A 19,106-nucleotide genomic window follows, 5' to 3' on the forward strand; every position below is an offset into this window, starting at 1 on the left:
GTCGGAATAGGCTGGGCAGATGGTCGAGGAGGAACGGAAGTTCACGGTGGAGGCCGGGTGGCTGCTGCCCGACCTCTCCCCCGCCGTGCCGGCCTCGGGGAGCGTCCGGGCGCTGGCACCGGCGACCCTCGTGGCCACGTACCACGACACCGTCGACCTGCGGCTGGCCCGGGCGGGTGTCTCGCTGCGCTACCGCGAGGGCGACGAGGTGCCGTGGACGGTGAAGTTGCCGACCGGCAGCCCCGGCGTCCGCCACGAGATCTCCCGTGCCGGCCCGGCCGACGTGCTGCCGGCGGAGCTGGTCGAGCTGGTCACCGTGTTCCACCGGGGTGCCGCGCTGACCCCGGCGGCGGTGGTGCGTACCGTCCGGCACGCCCAGGAGATCGTCGACGAGGCCGGCCGGGTGCTGGCCGAGGTGGTGGACGACCAGGTCACCGTGCTCGACGCCGAGGGCGCCACCACCGGTGCCTTCCGCGAGGTGGAGGTGGAACGCAAGGCCGGTGACGGCGCTCTGCTCGACCGGCTCACCGAGTTGCTGCGCGACGCCGGTGCCCGGGGTGGCGACTTCACCCCCAAGCACGTACGCGCCCTCGGCCGGGCGGCCACCGCCGAACCGGACCTGGTCGCCCCGGACGAGTTGCCGGCCGATCCCAGTGCCGCGGCGGTGGTCACCGAGGCGGTACGCCGCGAGGTGGCCCGGTTGTTGGCGCACGACCCGCTGGTCCGGCTGCGCGCACCGGTCGGCGACGACGACACCGCCGTCCACCAGATGCGGGTGGCCTGCCGGCGGTTGCGCAGCGACCTGAAGACCTTCGGCCCGCTGGTCCGCCCCGCGTGGGCCCGGCCGCTGCGCACCGAGTTGAAGTGGCTGGCGGACGCCCTGGGGGCGGCCCGGGACGCGGAGGTGCTGCGGGAGCGGTTGCGCCGCACCGCCGCCGCCGACCCGGTCAGTCCGGTGGATCCGGCGGCGGTCGACCGGCTGGACGTCGTCCTCGCCGAATGGCAGGAGGAGGCGCTGACCCGGGTGGACGAGGCGCTGCGCGCACCGCGGTACCTCGCCCTGGTCGACGCGCTGGTGCTGGCGGCCCGGGCACCGCGACTCACGCCCCGGGCGGACGCGCCGGCCAAGCGGGTGCTGCCTCGACTCGTGGCCCGCCCGTGGCGACGGCTGGCCGGCACACCGAAGAAGCCGGGCGGCGTCGCGACGCTGCACCCGGCCGGGCCCGACGAGCAGTGGCACACCGTACGCAAGCAGGGCAAGCAGGCCCGCTCGGCGGTGACGGCGGTCGCGCCGGTGCTCGGCGGGGACGCGGCGAAGCTGGCCCGGGCACTGGCGAAGGTGCAGAACCTGCTCGGTGAGCACCAGGACGCGGCGGTGGCCGCCGAGACCTGGCGCGCGGTGGCCGAGGCTCGGCCCGACGACCACCAGTTGGCGATGACCGCGGGCCGGCTGTTGGAACGGGAGCGGGCGGCCGTACGACGAGCGCGGGCGGACTTCCCGTACGCCTGGCGGCGCGCCAGCCGGCGACGCCGGACCCGGTGGCTGGCGTGACCGCGATCCGGGCGGCCGGCGGGGTGGTGTGGCGTCCCGCCGGGGTGGACCACGTCGAGGTGTGCCTGGTGCACCGGCCCCGGTACGGGGACTGGACCCTGCCGAAGGGCAAGCTGGAGCCGGGCGAGCATCCGCTGCTCGCCGCGGCCCGGGAGGTCGCCGAGGAGGCCGACGCGCAGGCCGCGCCGCAACTGCGGCTGCCGTCGGTGCGCTACCTCAGCGAGGGTCGGCTCAAGGTGGTCGACTACTGGGCGATGCGGGCGGTGGGCACCGGCGGATTCCAGCCGGACACCGAGGTCGACGAGGTCCGTTGGTTGGCCGTCGACGACGCGATGACGCTGGTGAGCTATCCGCACGACGTGGAGGTGCTGGCCGCGTTCGCGGCGCTGCCGCCGGTCACCGCGGCCCTGGTGCTGGTGCGGCACGGCCACGCCGGTAAGCGGCTTACCTGGCCCGGCCCGGACACCGGGCGGCCGCTGGACGCCCGGGGCTGGTCCGAGGCGCAGGCGTTGGCACCGCTGATCGGGCTGATCCGCCCGGCCCGGCTGCTCTCCGCGTCACCGCGCCGGTGCGTGCAGACCCTCGATCCGGCGGCGGCGCTGCTGGACCTGCCGATCGAGATCTGCGGCGACCTGGACGAGCCGAACGCCGGCCAGCAGCCCGACGAGTGCGTACTGGCCGCCGCCGCACGCCTGGCCGCGCTGGCCGCCGCCGGGGAACCGGCGGCGGTGTGCAGCCAGGGAAAGGTGATTCCCGGCGCCCTGGAGCGGCTGGCGGGGCGGTGTGGTGACTGGGCCACCGGCAAGGCGGCGGCTGGCTGCTCGCCTTCACCGGCGACCGTCTGGTCGCCGCCGACCGTCTCTGACCGGGTGCCGCACCCGTCAACGGTCGGGCAGGGTGAGGGTGACGGCGACCGGCAGGTGGTCGCTGGCGGTGCCCGGCACCGCGACCGCGTCGGCGGCGACCAGGTCGGGTGAGACGAGGACGTGGTCGATCTGCTCGCGCGGATCGTCCGCCGGGCTGGTCGGCAGCGGGCGGGCGGCGGCGAGCGCGTCGACCAGCCCGGCATCGGTGAACGCGGTGAACGCCGGGTCGCCCGGCTCGGTGTTGAGATCACCGGCGACCACCAGCGGCGCGCCGTCGGCGTACCCGGTGGCGAAGTCCGCGACGGCGCGGGCCTGCACCACCGGGTCCGCACCCGGCGGCGGTTGCAGGTGGTGCTCACCACGGCCAGGCGTACGCCGGCGCTGAAATCGACCGTCACGCCGAGCGCCTGCGCCCCGGTGGGCGCGCCGACGGCGGGCAGCGCACGCGTTCGGGCCCGCTGCACCGGCCAGCGGCTGAGCACCGCGTCCCCCACAGCGGGTCGGCGGCCGGCGCGAAGACGTACGGCATCCCCAGCCGGGCGGCGAGCAGGCCCAGCGTGTCGTGGCCACCGTTGAGCAGCCAGCCCCGGTCCACCTCGCTGAGCACCACCACGTCGGCCCGGCCGACCATCCGGTCCAGGGCGGTGAGGTCGAAGCGGCCGTCGAGGCCGAAACCCATCCGGATGTTGTACGCCACCACCCGCACCCGCTCCGGCGGCCCGGGCCGGTTGCTGGCCACCAGCCATGGCCCGTGCAGCCAGGCGGCGGCGAGGGCGACGACGGCGGCCAGCACCGCCAGCCGCCACGGGGTAGCTCTGGCGAACGGTCCGCCCGTGGTGGCCGGTGCCCGTCGGACGCGGCCGCGCCGCGCATCGCGACCACCCCGGTCAGGGCGGCCACCACGGCCGGTACCCACTGGTTGGGGTAGCCGAGGTCGTAGGCGGCGTAGTAGACGAGCGCGGCGACGGCGAAGACGAGCATCCCGCCCACCGCCGCGTACGCCGGTCCGGTGCCGCTTCGGCCGGTCGGCTGCGGCGTCGCTCCGCCGCTGGCCAGGGCGAGGCAGCCGCCCAACCCCGCCGCGCCGGCCAGGATGGCGACGGTGAGCAGCGTCGGCGGACCGTATCCGAACAGCAGCGCCCCGGCCACCAGCAGCACCGGCGGCAGCGCCCGCCAGCGCGGGTGCCACGGGGTCAGCGCCCCGAGCAGGAACAGCGGTGCCGCGGCACCAAGCGGCGCCAACGCGAACGGCGGCGGCGCGGCGGTGCCCGCCTCGCCGTACCAGTAGGACATCGCGCTGATCGCCACCGCGGGCGACAGCGCCACCATGTTGCCGAGCAGCAGGGCCGGACCGACGAGCAGCCAGCCCCGGCGGTTCGGCGACGGCCGGTCGTCGACCGGCCGGGCGGCGACACGGCCGGAGACCGTCTCGGCGGCCAGCAGCGCCGCCACCACCGTCACGCTCGCCACCCACGCCGGCCAGCGCTGCCACCACACCAGGTCGTACGTGCCGAGCAGCGCGTGACCCAGCGCGCTCGCGGTCATCCCCAGCACCAGCCCGGGCACCGGGTACGCGACCCGGGCGGCGGTGGCGGCCAGCCAGACCAGACCGGCGAGCAGACCGGCGCTGGCCAGCCACAGTTGGGCCCGCCCGCCCGGCGCGGCGGTGAGCGACAGCCGGGCGGCACCGAGCACCAGCACCGCCGCGACCCCGACGGTGGCGGAGCCGACGCGCGCGACGAGGGCCGGCGCGACGAGCGCCAGCACGAACCAGCCGACCGCGAACGCGCCGAGCAGCTCGGCCGGGGTCGACGCGGCCTGACCGAAGATGGTGATGACCGACGGCAGGAAGACCCGCAGCACGTCGGTCAGGACGACAAGTCCCAAGGCCAGGGTGGCGGTGCCGAGACGGCGCTGACTCAACACGGTTCTCTTTCCGGCGAGGGGTGGTGCGGCGATTCTGCTGGCCGGGTCCCGGGCCGGTCAACGGTTCACCACCGTCGGGGTGGACCGTCGGAGGCAATGGCGAGGGCGCCCGCCGTGCCGGCGGGCGCCCTCGTCGTACGACCGGCTCAGCGCCGGGTCGCGGTCTTCCTGGCCGACGCCTTCTTCGCCGGCGCCTTCTTGGCCGTCGCGGTCTTGCGAGCCGCCGTCGCCTTGGTCGCCGCGGCGGTCTTCTTCGCCGGGGCGGCCTTCTTGGTGGCGGCCTTCTTGGCCGGAGCGGCCTTCGCGGTCGTCTTGGTCGCGGTGGTCTTCTTGGCCGCCGCGGTCTTGCTCGCCGCGGTCTTCTTGGCTGCGGTGCTCTTCGCCGCGGTCGTCTTCTTCGCCGCAGTCGCCTTGGCACCGGTGGTCTTGGCGGTGGCTCCGGCGGTCTTCTTCGCCGCAGCCGTGGCCTTCGGCACCTTGCCGCTGGCCACCATCTCCTTGAACCCGGCACCGGGGCGGAACGTCGGCACCGAGGTCTTCTTGACCTTCACCGCCTCCCCGGTACGCGGGTTGCGGGCTGTTCGTGCGCCCCGGACCCGCTTCTCGAACGCTCCGAAACCGGTGATCGCCACCTTCTCGCCCTTGGTGACCGCCGCCTGGACCTCAGCGAGGACCGCGTCGAGCGCGGCCGTCGCCGTTTTCCGGTCCCCCAGGCGAACGGCGAGCGCCTCGATGAGCTCGGCCTTGTTCACGACTTCCTCCTGATTGTGCAACTGACTCGACGCGAGCCATTCTGCGCGCACGGTATGCCCTGTGCTGGCGGGACACAAACATTCGGCGGAAAAAAGCCCTTGTGTCGTAACGGATTCGCCCCCACCGGTGGCACCGGTGGGGGCGAAATCGGCTGCGGATCGGGGCGTTCGGGCTACGCGACCCGGGGCAGGAAGGTCGGTCGGTCGGCCTCGAAGGCACTGATCCGGTCCTCGTGGCGGAGGGTGAGTCCAATGTCGTCCAAGCCCTCCATCAGCCGCCACCGGCTGAAGTCGTCGAGCGGGAACGACCAGGTAGCGGTGTCGACCCGCACCTCACGCGCGGTCAGGTCGACGACCACCGGGGTGGCCGGGTTCTCCTCGACCAGGCTCCAGATTTCTTCGACGGCTTTCAATTCCAGCTCTACCGGAAGCAGCCCTTCCTTGAGGGCGTTCCCGCGGAAGATGTCACCGAAGCGCGGTGAGATCACCACTCGGAAGCCGTAGTCACGCAACGCCCACACGGCGTGCTCCCGCGATGACCCGGTGCCGAACTCGGGACCGGCCACCAGAATCGACGCTCCCGAATAAGCTTGATCGTTGAGCACGAATGCCGGGTCCTCCCGCCACGCGCTGAACAGCCCGTCGGCAAAACCGGTACGGGTCACCCGCTTGAGGTACACGGCGGGGATGATCTGGTCAGTGTCCACGTCGGAGCGACGCAGCGGCAGGGCGGTGCCGGTGTGCACGGTGAACTTGTCCATGTCGCAGCCCTTCTACAGGTCGGCGGGAGCGGCCAGCCGGCCGACGACGGCGGTGGCGGCGGCCACCGGCGGGCTGACCAGGTGGGTACGCCCACCCCGGCCCTGGCGGCCCTCGAAGTTCCGGTTCGAGGTCGAGGCGGCGCGCTGCCCCGGCGAGAGCGTGTCCGGGTTCATGCCCAGACACATGGAGCAGCCGGCGAAGCGCCATTCGGCGCCGGCGTCGGTGAAGACCTTGTCCAGCCCCTCCGCCTCGGCGGCCTCGCGTACTGCGGCCGAGCCGGGTACCACGAGCATGCGTACCCCGTCAGCAACCCGATGGCCGCGCAGCACGTCGGCGGCGGCGCGGAGGTCCTCCAGGCGCCCGTTGGTGCACGAACCCACGAACACCACGTCGACGGCGAGGTCGCGCAACGCGGTGCCGGGGTTCAGGTCCATGTACGCCAGGGCGCGGCGGGCGGCGGCCCGCTCCGGCTCGGTGACGAACTCGTCCGGGTCCGGCACGACCGCACCCAGCGGCGCACCCTGCCCCGGGTTGGTGCCCCAGGTGACGAACGGCGTGATCTCGGTGGCGTCCAGGGTCACCTCGGAGTCGAAGGTCGCGCCCTCGTCGGTGGGCAGGGTCCGCCAGTAGGCGAGCGCCGCCTCCCAGTCGGCGCCGCTGGGGGCGTTCGGCCGCCCCTTCAGGTACGCGAAGGTCGTCTCGTCCGGCGCGATCATGCCGGCCTTGGCGCCCCACTCGATGGACATGTTGGCGATCGTCATCCGCCCTTCCATGGACAGCGCCCGGATCGCCTCGCCCCGGTACTCCACGATGTGCCCGCGTCCGCCGCCGGTACCGACCTTGGCGATCAGGGCGAGCACCAGGTCCTTGGCGGTGACACCGGGGCCGAGCCGGCCGTCGACGGTGACCGCCATCGTCTTCGGGCGAGCCTGCGGCAGCGTCTGGGTGGCCAGCACGTGCTCCACCTCACTGGTGCCGATGCCGAAGGCCAGGGCGCCGAACGCGCCGTGGGTGGCGGTGTGCGAGTCGCCGCAGACGATCGTCATGCCGGGCTGGGTGAGGCCGAGCTGCGGGCCGATGACGTGGACGATGCCCTGGTTGGCGTCGCCGAGCGGATGCAGCCGTACGCCGAACTCGGCGCAGTTGCGCCGCAGCGTCTCGATCTGGGTACGGGAGGTGGGGTCGGCGATGGTGAGCAGGTCGCCGCGACGCTGCTGGAACGAGGGATCGGCGTACCCGGTCGGGGTGTTGTGATCCTCGGTGGCCAGCGTGAGGTCGGTACGCCGCACCCGACGGCCGGCCATGCGCAGGCCGTCGAACGCCTGCGGGCTCGTCACCTCGTGCAGCAGGTGCAGGTCGATGAAGAGCAGATCGGGCTCACCATCAGCGGACCGGACGATGTGTGCGTCCCAGACCTTCTCGGCCAAGGTTCTCGGCTCTGGAGTGACTCCCACCATCTGGACATCCTAAATTCTGGGAGGTAAATTTCGGCTTGTGGGACACAGTATGAGCGGTGTCGGCGTTCTCGACAAGGCGGTGGTCATCCTGGCCGCCTGTGTCGACGGCGCCAGCCTTGCCGAACTTGTTGAACGCACGAAGCTGCCCCGAGCCACCGCGCACCGGCTGGCACAGGCGCTGGAGATCCACCGGATGCTGGTCCGGGACACCCAGGGTCGCTGGCGTCCCGGCCCACGCCTGGGCGAGTTGGCGAACGCGGCGCCGGATGTGCTGCTGACCGCGGCCGAGCCACTGCTGGCCGCCCTGCGGGACGCCACCGGCGAGAGCGCCCAGCTCTACCTGCGTCGGGCGGACGAGCGGATCTGTGTGGCGGCCGCCGAGCGGGCCAGCGGGCTACGCGACACCGTGCCGGTCGGCTCGGTGCTGCCGATGACCGCCGGCTCGGCGGCGCAGATCCTGCTCGCCTGGGAGCCGCCGGAGGCGGTGATGCCGCTGCTGCCCCGGTCGAAGTTCACCGGCCGCACCCTCGCCGAGGTCCGCCGTCGAGGCTGGGCGCAGAGCGTCGCCGAACGCGAGGCAGGTGTGGCGAGCGTCTCGGCCCCGATCCGCGACCGCACCGGCCGAGTCATCGCGGCCATCTCCATCTCCGGCCCCATCGAGCGCCTGGGCCGCCGCCCCGGCGAACGCCACGCCATGGCCGTGGTCCGCGCCGGCCAACGCCTCTCCGGCCTCTGACCCCCCACCCACCCCACCCCCACCCCCGCTTCACCCGTTGATCATGAAGTTATTGTCACGCCACGCCGGACGGCCGGACAACAACTTCATGATCAACGCGGCGGAGCGGGCCGGGCGGAGGGGGAGATGGGAGATGGGAGATGGGGAAAGCCCGTCTCGGCGGGGGAGACGGGCTTTGGTGTGTGGTAGCCCCGACCGGATTCGAACCGGCGCTACCGCCTTGAGAGGGCGGCGTCCTGGGCCGCTAGACGACGGGGCCAGGCACTTTTCCAGTTCACCAGCCCTTGTGGGCGGTGCGGCAGTAGTCTAGCGGCGCCGCCGCCGAGTGCCGCACAGGGGTGGCGCGTGGGTGACCCAGCCGACCGGACCCCAGTGCGGGGAGTCGGCGCGCGGGCCCGATCCACGGGCGACAGCTGCGGTAAAGCAAACGGCTCGCTCCGCAGCAGCGGAACGAGCCGTGAACATCTGTAGCCCCGACCGGATTCGAACCGGCGCTACCGCCTTGAGAGGGCGGCGTCCTGGGCCGCTAGACGACGGGGCCAGAACACATCGCGGCACCACCCTTTCGGGCGGTGCCGCCGAACTCTACCAGACCCCGCCACCGGAGCCCCTCGCGGTGCCTCGGTGCCGAACTCCACCAGAATCCAGCGGCCTCGATTCGGGACGAATCTCGGCTGCGCTGGGGTACCAGGACTCGAACCTAGACTAACTGAACCAGAATCAGTCGGGCTGCCAATTACCCCATACCCCATTGGCCCCTTGCGGCGCCGGGAACAAACTCTACCCTCCCGGCACCGACAGGCCAAATCGACTTCCCCAAACCACTCCTGAGCTGCCAAAACGGCGATCAGGTCGCCGACACCACCGGGTTCGTCAGCTCGCCGATCCCCTCGATCCGGACGCTCACCGTATCCCCGTCCGTGAGCGGGCTAACCCCTGCCGGCGTACCGGTCAACACGACGTCGCCGGGCAGCAACGTCATCACGTGTGACACATACGACACGAGGGCCGGCGGGTCGAAGACCATGTCGCCGGTGCGGCCGAGTTGCCGCACCTCCATCTCCTCCGGATCGCGACCGACCTCGCAGCGGATCTCCAGGGCGGTGACGTCGAGCCCGGTGGTGATCCACGGCCCGATCGGGCAGAACGAGTCGAACCCCTTCGCCCGGGTCCACTGGCTGTCGGACCGCTGAAGATCCCGGGCGGTGACGTCGTTGGCGCAGGTGTAGCCGAAGATGGCCCGTTCCGCGGCGGCGCGGTCGGCCCGGCGGGCGCCGGGTGCGCCGATCACCACCGCCAACTCGGCCTCGTGCTCGACCTGCTTGCTGAACTCCGGTAGCCGGATCGCGTCCCGGGGACCGATCACCGAGGTCGAGGGCTTCAGGAACAACAGCGGCTCCTTCGGCACCTCGGCGCCGTGTTCGGCGGCGTGCTCGGCGTAGTTACGGCCGACGCAGACCACCTTGCTGGGCAGGATCGGCGAGAGCAGCCGGACGTCGGACAACGCCCAGCGGACCCCGCTGAACGTGATCTGGCCGAACGGGTGGCCGGAGATCTCGGCGATGGTGAGCCCCTGGGGCCCCGCCTCCGGCTCTCCCTCGACGACACCGAACGACATTCCCTTGGCATGAGCAAAACGAGCGATACGCACCAGGCCAACTGTAGTGCGGCCGGCGCACGGTCGGCGCAGCTTACCCGCGCCGCGCACCGTCCGGGCCGGATTCACCGCTTCGTACCCACCCGGCGCGCGCCCGCACCTAGCGTCGGCTGCGGAGGTTCGTTCGTATGCCTGCATCGACACGACACCACAGGACCCTCGCGGCGATCGTGCACTGCGTCGGTCTGCTGACCGCCCTGCCGGTGCTGCCGACCGCCACCGCCCCGCAAGCTCCGGCGGTCACCGCCCCGCACGCTCCGACGGCTGGGCTCACGCCGGCGGCGGCCGCACCTGAGCCCAGCATGCCGGCGGCACCACCGGCGGTACCGACACCCACCCGGGTGGTCTCGCCGGCCGCCAGGCCGGAGGTGAGCGTACGGGTCGCGCCGGAGCAGAGCAGTGCGCCCGGGTACCGGATCGAGGTCCGTAACGCCGGCAGCACCCCGGTGGAGACGACTGTGCGTCAGGAGTTGCCCCAGGGGGTCTCGGCGACCGCGGTGAGCGACGGTGGTCGGGTGCTACGCCCCGGCGGTTCGGCGGCGACCGAGGTGACCTGGCGGCTGAGGCTGGCGCCGGAGAGCACCACCACACTTGGCACCACGCTCACCACGACCGGCTCCCGACAGCCGGTGACCGCTCCGACGTGCGCCTTCGCCAGCGACGGCCGACAGCCGTACGACTGTGCCAGCGCCACCTGGACGGCGCCGGGGATGGCGGCGTCGCAGTCGCCGGAAGCCACGGGCTGGCGCCGCCAGACACCCGCGCTGGTGGCCGCCGGCGCCGGCTGCTGGTGCTGGGCGTGGTGGGCCTGCTCACCTGGAGACGCCGCCGACGGCCGGTCGCCGCGGCACTGGCCTCGGACGGGCCAGGCACCATCTACCCACGCCCGGCCGCGCCCCGGCCGCCGGCCCGGCGCCGCAAGCCGCCGGTGTGGGTCGTGGTGCCGGTGGCCGCGATCGTGCTGGCCGGGACGCTGGGCGCCGCCGCGTGGTCGGCCACCCGCCGGGTCACCGCGATCGACACGGACAGCCAGCCGACCAGCGGCGCCTGGACCGGCACCGGGGTCAGTGGCGCCTTGGGGATGCCGCTACGCGAGGACGCCTTCGAGTTCACCGTCTACCGGATGAGCTGCGAACCGGGCCGGGGCGCGCGGCAGTGTCAGGCGACCGTCGGGGTCCGCAACCTCACCCGGGAGCACCAGAGCTGGCACGGCAAGCTGCAACGGGCGTACCTGGCCGACGGCAACTGGGTCACCACCGACGAGCCGGCCACCCGCCGGGCGAACCAGGGACGCGACGTGTTCGCCGACCCGCTGGCCGCCGGCAGCCGGGTGGTGCTGCCGCTGGTCTTCACCATCACCGGGCGTGAGGCGCCGCAGCGGCTGGAGCTGCGCAGCGGGGTCTTCTCCGCTGGTGTCCGCGTCGACGTGCCCTGACCGGCTACCGGACGGCGGTCGTACCCTTGGCTCCGTGAGCACCGTTCCCGCCTCCGTCGTCGGTGGTGTCGACGGCGGACGACCGGCCAGCCTGCCGGCCACCGCCTGGCGGCCCCTGCTGGCGGGGCACGAGCGACGCGCGGATTCGCTCACCGCGGGACACCGGGCCCGCCGGGCCGCCGGGGCACGCCACGCCATCGACGACTTCCTGTACGACTACTACGGCACCCGACCGTCGGTGCTACGCCGCTGGCACCCGGGCGTCGGTGTCCGTCTGGAAGCCGGTTCGGACGGTCCGGCGCCGCAGCACCGGTGGCGCTGGTACGCGACGGACGCCGACGGCTCGGTACGCCTCGACGTCGACGCGTTCCTGACCGACCGGGGCGACTCGGTGCGCTTCATCCACCGACTGCTGACCGCGATCGCGTCCCGACCGGCGTTCACCGGCTGCTTCGGGCTGCACGAGTGGGCGATGGTGTACCGCCAGGCTGAGCACCGGCACCCGCTGCCCCTTCGACTCGGTCAGCGGGGCACCGACGCGGTGGTCGAGTCGCACCAGATCCGGTGCACGCACTTCGACGCGTACCGGTTCTTCACCCCCGACGCGGTCGAACTCAACCATCTCCGACCGACCCGGGCCGGTCAGGTGGACCTCGACCAGCCCGGCTGTCTGCACGCCTCGATGGACTGCCACAAGTGGGCCACCAAGCTGGGTCCCGCCGTTCCCGGTGCGCTGGCGCTCGACTGCTTCGAGCTGGCCGGCGAGATCCGGCTGCTCGACATGCGGGCGTCGCCGTACGACTTCTCCTCCTACGGTGAGCCGCCGGTGGCGATCGAGACGCCGGAGGGCAAGGCCGAGTACGTGGCGCGGCAACGCGAGTTCGCGCAGCGGGCCGGTCGGCTGCGGGCCCGGCTGATCGAGGTGTGCTCGGCGCTGCTCGACCGCGGTTGACGGGGCTACTCGCCGTCCACCCGACGGTCGCGCTTGCGCTGCCCCCGACGCTTCTTCTCGGCCAGCCGCCGCTCCTTGGCCGCCCGCGACGGGCGGGTCGGACGACGCGGTGGCGGTGGCGGGGCGACCGCCTCGCGCAGCAACGACACCAGGCGTTCCCGCGCCGCCTCACGGTTGGCCAACTGGGCCCGGTGCTCGCTGGCCGCGATCGTCAGCACGCCGTCGACCAGCCGTCCGGCGAGCCGGTCCAGCGCCCGGGTACGCAGCGACTCGGGGATGCTCGGTGAGCCGGCCAGGTCGAAGCTCAGCTCGACCCGGGAATCGGCGGTGTTGACGCCCTGTCCGCCCGGTCCGGACGATCGGGAGAACCGCTCCCGCAGTTCGGCGGCGGAAACCACCCACCGGTCGGTCACCCGCAGTCCGTCGTCCACGCCCTGAGGCTAGCGCGGGGTCCGCAGCGCCTTCGCGCCAACGCCGCGAGCGCACATCCGGCTCGGCGATCCGGTGGTCAGCGGTCGGGCCGCTCGTCGGCGGTGCTGCTCGGCGTCGGCGTCGACGGTGCCGGATCGTCACCGCCGCCGGTGGCGGCGTACGCGACCGCTCCGATCAGGAGCAGGGCGATGACGCCGACCTTCGTGGTGACGACTTTGATCAGCATCCAGGCTGCGCGACGCGCCCCGGGCACGGTCTTCTTCGCCGCCTGGTAGTCGTTCCAGCCCCGTCGGGCGCGCGCGTACGACGACCCGACGCCACTTCCGATGATGAGGCCCACCAGCAGGAGGGCCGCGATGAGAGGACGCTCCACCCACGCCAGTATTCATACCGAGCGTAATATTTCCATTCTCCGATCATCGGGCGCCGGAATCCGACAGTTGCCCCGATCTCCCCGTAATCGGACAGTCACTCTCAGCAATCAGCCACCTTTTCCGATGATCGTGTCGGCGGTCTGCTGCACCTGCTCGATCGGGATGGCGAACCCGATGCCGATGGAGCCGTTGCCGTCGATCGTCGCGATCGCGGTGTTCACCCCGACCACCTCGCCCCGGGCGTTGACCAGGGGTCCCCCTGAGTTGCCGGGGTTGATGGAGGCATCGGTCTGCACCGCACGGTGCCGGTTGTCACCGAGGCGCACCTGCCGGTCCAGCGCGCTGACGATGCCCGCGGTGACGGTGCCGGGCAGCCCCAGTGGCGATCCGACGGCCAGCACCGGTTCGCCGACCCGGGTCGCACCCGGCTTGGCCAACGGCAGCGACGTCAGGTTGGCCGACGACGGCACCTTGAGCACCGCGAGATCACTGTCCGGCTCCCGGCCGACCACCTCCGCCGCGTACCGCCGGCCGTCCGGCAGTTCGACGGTCACCGGCCCGCCACGGCCTCTGGCGATGATGTGGTCGTTGGTGATGATGTGTTGTTCGGAGTCCACCGCGAAGCCGGAACCGCTCGCCGAACCCCCCGCCGCCCCACCCACCAGCACCGACACCACACCGGGCACGGTCTTCTCGGCAGCGGTCACCAGCTCGGCCGGTACCGGGGCGGCGGACGCGGCGGCCGGCCCCGGGATGCCGTCGCGACCGGCCACCCAGCCACCGGCGACCGCTCCCGAACCGGCGGAAATCGCGATCATCGCCAACCCGGCGAGCAGCCGGCGCCGCCAGCCGCCCAGCAACCGCTCCCGCTCCCGCGCCGCCGGGTCCGTCCCGCCCCGCCCGTCCGGGTCGAGGTCGGGCGAGACGAACCAGGGTCCACGCGGCTCACCCAGTCCGGTCTGCACTGCCATACGTACGCTCCTCACGTGTGTGGCCTCGGCTGCGGCCGCCGTCGCGGATCGGACGGTCGGAACTCAGGGCAGGCGGGAGAACCAGCGCATCGAGCCGACCGCCGCGCCCATCGCGAAGACCAGCCCGAGCCCGATGAACCGGGCCGAGACGTCCTGCCGCACCGTGCGCCAACCCACCGAGCTGCCGATGTCGTCGTAGACGGCCCGCAGTTCGGCGCTCGTACCCGCCTCGTGGAAGCCGCCCCCGGTCTGCTCGGCCACAGCCCGCAGCGTCTCCCCGTCCACCGGCACCTGGATCGGTCGCCCGCCCCGGTCGACGAAGCCACCCGGCGTACCGAACGAGATGCTGTGCACCGGCACGTCGAGGGCCACCGCCTCGGCGGCGGCGTCCACCGGATCCATGCCCGAGGTGTTCGCCCCGTCGGAGAGCAGGATGATCCGGGCCGGTGGTGGCTCGGTCGAGGCCTTGTCGTCGAGCGCCTTCACCGCACCCAGCGAGGTGCTGATCGCCTCGCCGATCGCGGTGCCCTGCACCCCCGTCGCGCCCTCGGCCAGCCGCTCGATCCCGTCGTGCAGCGCTTCCCGGTCGGTGCCCGGTGGCACCAGTACCGCCGCACTACCGGCGAACGCGACGAGTCCCACGTTGAACTCGCGGGGCAGACCGTCGGCGAAGCGCCGAGCGGCGCTCTTGGCCGCGCTGAGCCGGTCCGGCTCGACGTCGCCGGCGAGCATCGAGGTGGAGACGTCCACCGCCACCATCACGGTGGCGCGTTCCCGGGGCACCCGGACCTCGGCGGTGGGTCGGGCGAAGCCGACCACGAGCAGGGCCAGCATGGCCAGGAAGAGGCCGGCCGGCAGGTGCCGACGCCAGGTCGGGCGCCGGGGCGCCACCCGGTCGAGCAGCCGCAGGTTGGTGAAGCGGACCGCGTACCGGGTGCGGCGCCGCTGCGCCACCAGGTACGCCGCCGCCAGTGCGAGCACGCCGAGCAACAGCCAGAGCCGCACAGGTGACTGCCAGATCACGCCGTACCTCCCCGGTGCGACGTGGCCGCGGCGGCGACCAGCCGGCGTTGCGCGTGCACGTGCCGGACGATGTCGACGGTCCAGTCCCGGTCGGTGCGTAGCGCCAGATGGGTCGCACCGGCCCGGCGCAGCGCGTCCCGGACCTGCTCACGTTGGGCGGCAGCCGCCGCCGCGTAGCGCTCGCGCAGGTGTCGGTCGCCGGTCCACACCTCGCGGTGTTCACCGGTCTCCGGGTCGACCAGGGTGATCAGACCGACGTCCGGCAGTTCCAGCTCACGAGGGTCGGTCACCTCGACCGCGAGCACCTGGTGGCGAACCGTGAGCTGACGTAGCGCACGCTCCCAGCGGGCCGGGCACCGTGGGTCGTCGGGCAGGCCGTCGAGGAAGTCGGAGACCACCACCACCAGACCACGCCGGTGGGCGACCCGGCGCACCTCGGCCAGCGCGTCGGGCAGCGCGTCGGGCAGCCCGGCGACGGGCGCGGCCCGGGGCCCGACGTCCGGGTCGTCGCCGGCCCGGGGCGCGGCCAGCAACGCACGCAGCAGCCCGAGCAGGTGGGTACGCCCACCCCGGGCCGGCACCCGGTGCAGCCCGTACGGTGTGAGCACCTGCGCGCCGAGCCGGTTGCCGGGCCCGGCGGTGAGGAAGCCGATGGTCGCGACCGCGGCGACGGCCAGTTCCCGCTTGTCCAACTCGGCGGTGCCGTACTCCATGCTGGGGCTGGCGTCGACGAGCAGCCAGGTGGTCAGCTCCCGGTCGGCGTCCACCTCCCGTACGTGCGGCACGGCGGTGCGGGCCGTCACCGACCAGTCCATCCGGCGCACCTCGTCCTCACCCGGCCGGTACTCGCGGCTGCCCGCCGGTTCGCTGCCGGGACCGGGCAGCAGACCGTGCCGCTCGCCGTGCAGCAGGCCGTCGAGACGTCGGGTCACCGTGAGTTCCAGCCGCCGCAACCGCTGGCCGGGGGTGAGATCGGTGAGCACCGGGTCCGCCGCCACCGGCGGCACGGGGTTCCGGCGGCCCATCAGGCGACTGCCAGGTCGGTCGCGTACGCCTGCCTGGCGGTGGCCACCCGGGGCGGCGGTACCGCCTCGACCAGCCGGTGGACCACCCAGTCGGCGCTCACCCCGTCGGCGACCGCGTCGAAGGAGAGCACCAGCCGGTGGGCCAGGACGTCCGCCGCGAGTTCCCGGACGTCGTCGGGCAGGACGTAGCCGCGTCCCCGGAGCAGGGCCTGGGCCCGAGCGGCCGAGACCAGCCCGAGGGTGGCGCGCGGGCTGGCACCGTAGGCCAGCAGCCCGGCCATCTCCGGCAACCCGAACCGGCCGGGATCACGGGTGGCGAGGATGAGCCGGACCACGTACTCGGCGATGGCGTGATGGACGAAGACCTGCCTGGCCTGACGCTGGAACTCGCGCAGCCGCTCCGGGTCGAGCACCCGGTGCGCCCGGGGGCGGTCGGCGCTCATCCGGTAGAGGATGGCCAACTCGTCGGCGACGTCCGGGTAGTCGACGATGATCTTCATGAGGAAGCGGTCCCGCTGCGCCTCCGGCAGCTGGTAGACCCCTTCCGACTCGATGGGATTCTGGGTGGCCAGCACCAGGAACGGCTCCGGTACCGGGTGGCTGCGTCCGCCGATCGACACCTGACGCTCGGCCATTGCCTCCAGCAGCGCCGACTGCACCTTGGCCGGTGCGCGGTTGATCTCGTCCGCCAGCACCAGGTTCGCCATCACCGGGCCCAGCTCGACGTCGAAACTCTCCTTCGAGGCGCGGTAGATCCGGGTGCCGACGATGTCGGAGGGGACGAGGTCGGGGGTGAACTGGATGCGGGAGAAGCTGCCGCCGACCACCGTCGCGAGGGTCTGCGCGGCGAGCGTCTTGGCCACTCCCGGTACGCCCTCCAGCAGGCAGTGCCCGTCGGCGAGCAGCGCGACCAGGAGGCGTTCGACGAGCCGGTCCTGCCCGACGATCACGCGTTTGACCTCGAAGAGCGTCTGGTCCAACTCCGCCGCGGTCGCGTCCGGATCGGCCGGGCTGGGCAGGCTGGCCATGGTGTCCGAGATGTCCGTCACGGTGCTTGCTTCCCGAGCCGACCGGCGGACAAACGTCGGAATTTCCGGCCCTGCGCCGCCCAGACCACGTGATCGGCACCCTTACCGGACAGTGGGCAGGAGGGGCTCCCTCCCACGCGGCACCGGCCTCCGTCGTGGGACGGAGGCCGGCGACAGTGGACGGATCAGCGGTGCACGAGGAGGTAGAACGGCAGGTCGGCGGGGGTGCCGGCGGAGTCACGGGTCTGGACGAAGACCGCGTTCGGGGTGAGCAGCCGCCGCGCGACGGAGATCTCACCGGCGGGCGGGATGCAGCACGAGTCCGGCCGCCCGATCGTCGCGACGTAGATGCCGTTCGTGACGTTGCTGCCGAACTGCACCTCGTACTCGCCGACGCCGTACTTGATGACGACGCCGGCACCGCGGGCCTTGGTGCCGTTGGCGTTGACCGCCGTGGCGTAGAAGCCGCTGACGGCCTGGGTGCTCATCCCGTCGCCCTTGGCGAGGGTGGCCTTCGCGCTGTTCAGTGAGGCGGTGGTGACGGCCGGCTGCTGGGCGCTGCGGGCGGTGGGCTGGGCGGATCCGCTGGTCGGCTTCGCCGCGGCGATTCCGCCGCCGGCCAGTGCGAGCGCCAGGGCCGCGATCGCCACCGCAGCCGTCTTACGTCGGAATAATCTGGTCATGACGGGTCTCCCTTTTCAGGCGTGGAGATACGGCCGACCCGTGACACACGGGGCGGTTGTTGCCTTTTCGAGTCGGGCGGCAATGAGCGATCACCGCCTGCGCACCCCATCCGGGAGCGCACCCGCGGACGCATCCAACCCACCAATTGACATGCACTCTGAGCTGGTGATTCCTTGCCTGAGCGCGACCTCCCGAGCAGCTGAAACGTAGCACTGAAAAATGCCGGGGGTCAATAGCGACAATGCCGTCGGCGAGTTGTCGGATCAACGCCAGCAATTGCGAAAGTGAAGCCGTGAACAATTCATGAAATCGTTCCCGGGAACCGATTTCTGGGATCTTCGTCGAGCCGCCGTACGGGATCCGGTCGGGCCGGGTGTTCGTGGCCGGACGGTGCACACCGGGCGAGGTTCAGTAGCCTGCCTGACGTGGAGATCACCATCGGCCACCGGACCTGGCGGCCGTCCCGGGTCGGCCTGCTCTGCTGGTTGGCCGTCGCGCCCGGCGTCGGGTGGGTGCTGGTCCGGTCGATCGGTTTGGACCGGGGACCACTGGTGCAGGCGTTGGCCTTCACGCCGTACGTGACGATCGGCAGCCTGGTCCCGCTGGTCCTCGCGCTCGCCCTGCGCCGCCGGGCCCCGGCGATCGTCGCGGCGCTGACCACCCTCGCCCTGGTCGCGCTGGTGGCACCCCGCGCCCTGCCCGCGCCGCAGCCGGACGCTGCCGGACCGACCGTACGGGTGCTCACCGCCAACCTGCTCGCCGGTGCCGCCGATCCGGCGGCGGTGGTGGAGGTGGTCCGCGCACGGCAGGTCGACCTGCTGCTCGTGCAGGAGTTGACCCCGACGGCCCAGGCCGAGCTGGATCGGCTCGGCCTCGACATGGTGCTGGTGCACCGGCAGCTCAACCCGATCGTCGGCACCCCGGGCTCCGGCCTGTACGCCCGACACCCGCTCAGCGACGGTGGCGTCCGCCAGCTACGCGGCGCCTGGGCCTTCACCCAGGCGTACGCGACCGTCACGGTGCCCGGCGCACCCCCGGTACGCGTCGAGTCGGCGCACCCGGCGGCTCCGTACGCGGTCGACCAGGTGGAGTTCTGGCGTGACGACCTGGCGGCCCAGCCGGCGGCCACCCCCGACGGACCGCTGAGCATCCTCGCCGGGGACTTCAACGCCACCCTCGACCACGGTCCGCTGCGCACCCTGCTCGACACCGGCTACGTGGACGCCGCCGCCTCGGTCGGCGCCGGGCTCACCGGCACCTGGGGACCGTACGACGGTGGTTTCATCCCGCCCGTGGTGATCGACCACGTGCTGGTGGACCGGCGCATCGCCGTACGGGACGTGACGGTCCACCCGCTACCCGGCAGCGACCACCGCATGGTCCTCGCCGAACTACGCCTGCCGGCGCAGCGCTGACCGATTCGCCGGGTGGTCGCCCACGGCCTGGCGAGCGGCAGGCCGAATGCTCACTCAAA

General features: G+C 72.8%; 16 protein-coding genes, 3 tRNA genes and 2 pseudogenes. 6 read left to right on the forward strand and 15 right to left on the reverse strand.

What is annotated here, in order from left to right:
- Positions 1-19 precede the first annotated feature (19 nt).
- Positions 20-1,552 carry a CYTH and CHAD domain-containing protein gene (locus tag ENC19_RS04070; RefSeq protein WP_164445746.1) on the forward strand — a complete coding sequence of 511 codons (1,533 nt, stop codon included), beginning with the start codon at positions 20-22 and terminating at the stop codon, positions 1,550-1,552.
- Positions 1,540-2,417 (forward strand): annotated as a pseudogene (locus tag ENC19_RS04075) (NUDIX hydrolase). Before ENC19_RS04070 ends, ENC19_RS04075 begins: the two are co-directional and overlap by 13 nt.
- A 16-nt stretch (positions 2,418-2,433) precedes the next feature.
- Here ENC19_RS04075 and ENC19_RS04080 read toward each other — a convergent pair.
- From ENC19_RS04080 to leuC, 4 genes are all read right to left on the reverse strand, one after another.
- The gene (locus tag ENC19_RS04080) at positions 2,434-4,341 is read right to left on the reverse strand and encodes an endonuclease/exonuclease/phosphatase family protein (protein ID WP_235944370.1); all 1,908 of its coding nucleotides are present in this window, start codon (positions 4,339-4,341) and stop codon (positions 2,434-2,436) included.
- Between the two features lie 149 nt (positions 4,342-4,490).
- Positions 4,491-5,096 carry an HU family DNA-binding protein gene (locus ENC19_RS04085; protein WP_164445747.1) on the reverse strand — a complete coding sequence of 202 codons (606 nt, stop codon included), beginning with the start codon at positions 5,094-5,096 and terminating at the stop codon, positions 4,491-4,493.
- 173 nt (positions 5,097-5,269) lie between these two features.
- Entirely contained in the window at positions 5,270-5,857 is a 588-nt protein-coding gene (leuD, locus tag ENC19_RS04090; RefSeq protein ID WP_164445748.1) for a 3-isopropylmalate dehydratase small subunit, read from the reverse strand.
- Between the two features lie 12 nt (positions 5,858-5,869).
- Positions 5,870-7,315, reverse strand: a complete 1,446-nt coding sequence (gene leuC, locus ENC19_RS04095; RefSeq protein WP_164445749.1) for a 3-isopropylmalate dehydratase large subunit — start codon at positions 7,313-7,315, stop codon at positions 5,870-5,872.
- Between the two features lie 49 nt (positions 7,316-7,364).
- Between leuC and ENC19_RS04100 the strand changes: the two genes are divergently transcribed.
- Positions 7,365-8,051: an IclR family transcriptional regulator gene (locus tag ENC19_RS04100; protein WP_013284529.1), complete on the forward strand. Its 687-nt coding sequence runs from the start codon at positions 7,365-7,367 to the stop codon at positions 8,049-8,051.
- A gap of 183 nt (positions 8,052-8,234) precedes the next feature.
- Here ENC19_RS04100 and ENC19_RS04105 read toward each other — a convergent pair.
- The 4 genes from ENC19_RS04105 to ENC19_RS04120 all read right to left on the reverse strand — a co-directional run bounded on the left by ENC19_RS04105 (position 8,235) and on the right by ENC19_RS04120 (position 9,702).
- Positions 8,235-8,310, reverse strand: a tRNA-Glu gene (locus ENC19_RS04105).
- A 209-nt stretch (positions 8,311-8,519) separates the two neighbouring features.
- Positions 8,520-8,592, reverse strand: a tRNA-Glu gene (locus ENC19_RS04110).
- Positions 8,593-8,730: 138 nt separating this feature from the next.
- Positions 8,731-8,802: transfer RNA gene (locus ENC19_RS04115), tRNA-Gln, on the reverse strand.
- Positions 8,803-8,898: 96 nt separating this feature from the next.
- Positions 8,899-9,702 carry a fumarylacetoacetate hydrolase family protein gene (locus tag ENC19_RS04120; RefSeq protein WP_164445750.1) on the reverse strand — a complete coding sequence of 268 codons (804 nt, stop codon included), beginning with the start codon at positions 9,700-9,702 and terminating at the stop codon, positions 8,899-8,901.
- A 134-nt stretch (positions 9,703-9,836) separates the two neighbouring features.
- On the opposite strand from ENC19_RS04120, the pseudogene ENC19_RS04125 reads away from it, so the two are divergent.
- Positions 9,837-11,143 (forward strand): annotated as a pseudogene (locus ENC19_RS04125) (LPXTG cell wall anchor domain-containing protein).
- 34 nt (positions 11,144-11,177) lie between these two features.
- On the forward strand, positions 11,178-12,095 hold the full coding sequence (locus ENC19_RS04130) for a 3-methyladenine DNA glycosylase (protein WP_164445751.1): 918 nt from the start codon (positions 11,178-11,180) through the stop codon (positions 12,093-12,095).
- Positions 12,096-12,100: 5 nt separating this feature from the next.
- Here the strand turns inward: ENC19_RS04130 and arfB are convergent, their stop codons facing one another.
- The 7 genes from arfB to ENC19_RS04165 all read right to left on the reverse strand — a co-directional run bounded on the left by arfB (position 12,101) and on the right by ENC19_RS04165 (position 17,631).
- On the reverse strand, positions 12,101-12,526 hold the full coding sequence (arfB, locus tag ENC19_RS04135; protein ID WP_164445752.1) for an alternative ribosome rescue aminoacyl-tRNA hydrolase ArfB: 426 nt from the start codon (positions 12,524-12,526) through the stop codon (positions 12,101-12,103).
- Between the two features lie 77 nt (positions 12,527-12,603).
- Positions 12,604-12,900 (reverse strand): hypothetical protein, encoded by a 297-nt coding sequence (locus tag ENC19_RS04140; RefSeq protein ID WP_164445753.1) that lies wholly within the window; start codon positions 12,898-12,900, stop codon positions 12,604-12,606.
- A 108-nt stretch (positions 12,901-13,008) separates the two neighbouring features.
- Positions 13,009-13,872: a S1C family serine protease gene (locus ENC19_RS04145; protein ID WP_164445754.1), complete on the reverse strand. Its 864-nt coding sequence runs from the start codon at positions 13,870-13,872 to the stop codon at positions 13,009-13,011.
- A gap of 63 nt (positions 13,873-13,935) precedes the next feature.
- The gene (locus ENC19_RS04150; RefSeq protein WP_164445755.1) at positions 13,936-14,895 is read right to left on the reverse strand and encodes a VWA domain-containing protein; all 960 of its coding nucleotides are present in this window, start codon (positions 14,893-14,895) and stop codon (positions 13,936-13,938) included.
- The gene (locus tag ENC19_RS04155) at positions 14,892-15,893 is read right to left on the reverse strand and encodes a DUF58 domain-containing protein (RefSeq protein WP_408058051.1); all 1,002 of its coding nucleotides are present in this window, start codon (positions 15,891-15,893) and stop codon (positions 14,892-14,894) included. Before ENC19_RS04155 ends, ENC19_RS04150 begins: the two co-directional genes overlap by 4 nt.
- Before the next feature lie 26 nt (positions 15,894-15,919).
- A complete protein-coding gene (locus tag ENC19_RS04160; RefSeq protein ID WP_164445757.1) occupies positions 15,920-16,969 on the reverse strand; it encodes an AAA family ATPase in 1,050 nt (349 codons plus the stop codon).
- Positions 16,970-17,133: 164 nt separating this feature from the next.
- Entirely contained in the window at positions 17,134-17,631 is a 498-nt protein-coding gene (locus ENC19_RS04165) for a hypothetical protein (RefSeq protein WP_164445758.1), read from the reverse strand.
- Between the two features lie 432 nt (positions 17,632-18,063).
- On the opposite strand from ENC19_RS04165, the gene ENC19_RS04170 reads away from it, so the two are divergent.
- Complete coding sequence (locus tag ENC19_RS04170) at positions 18,064-19,047, forward strand: endonuclease/exonuclease/phosphatase family protein (RefSeq protein WP_408058052.1); 984 nt, start codon at positions 18,064-18,066, stop codon at positions 19,045-19,047.
- The last annotated feature ends 59 nt before the right edge of the window (positions 19,048-19,106 follow it).

The sequence above is a fragment of the Verrucosispora sioxanthis genome (genome assembly GCF_010560025.1).
GTDB lineage: Bacteria > Actinomycetota > Actinomycetes > Mycobacteriales > Micromonosporaceae > Micromonospora > Micromonospora palythoicola.

What these genes read in the sequence shown, in the direction of transcription:
- ENC19_RS04070 (WP_164445746.1), top strand. Translation starts at nt 20, where the DNA reads ATGGTCGAGGAGGAACGGAAGTTCACGGTGGAGGCCGGGTGGCTGCTG.
- leuD (WP_164445748.1), bottom strand. Translation starts at nt 5,857, where the DNA reads ATGGACAAGTTCACCGTGCACACCGGCACCGCCCTGCCGCTGCGTCGC.
- leuC (WP_164445749.1), bottom strand. Translation starts at nt 7,315, where the DNA reads ATGGTGGGAGTCACTCCAGAGCCGAGAACCTTGGCCGAGAAGGTCTGG.
- ENC19_RS04100 (WP_013284529.1), top strand. Translation starts at nt 7,365, where the DNA reads ATGAGCGGTGTCGGCGTTCTCGACAAGGCGGTGGTCATCCTGGCCGCC.
- ENC19_RS04145 (WP_164445754.1), bottom strand. Translation starts at nt 13,872, where the DNA reads ATGGCAGTGCAGACCGGACTGGGTGAGCCGCGTGGACCCTGGTTCGTC.
- ENC19_RS04165 (WP_164445758.1), bottom strand. Translation starts at nt 17,631, where the DNA reads ATGACCAGATTATTCCGACGTAAGACGGCTGCGGTGGCGATCGCGGCC.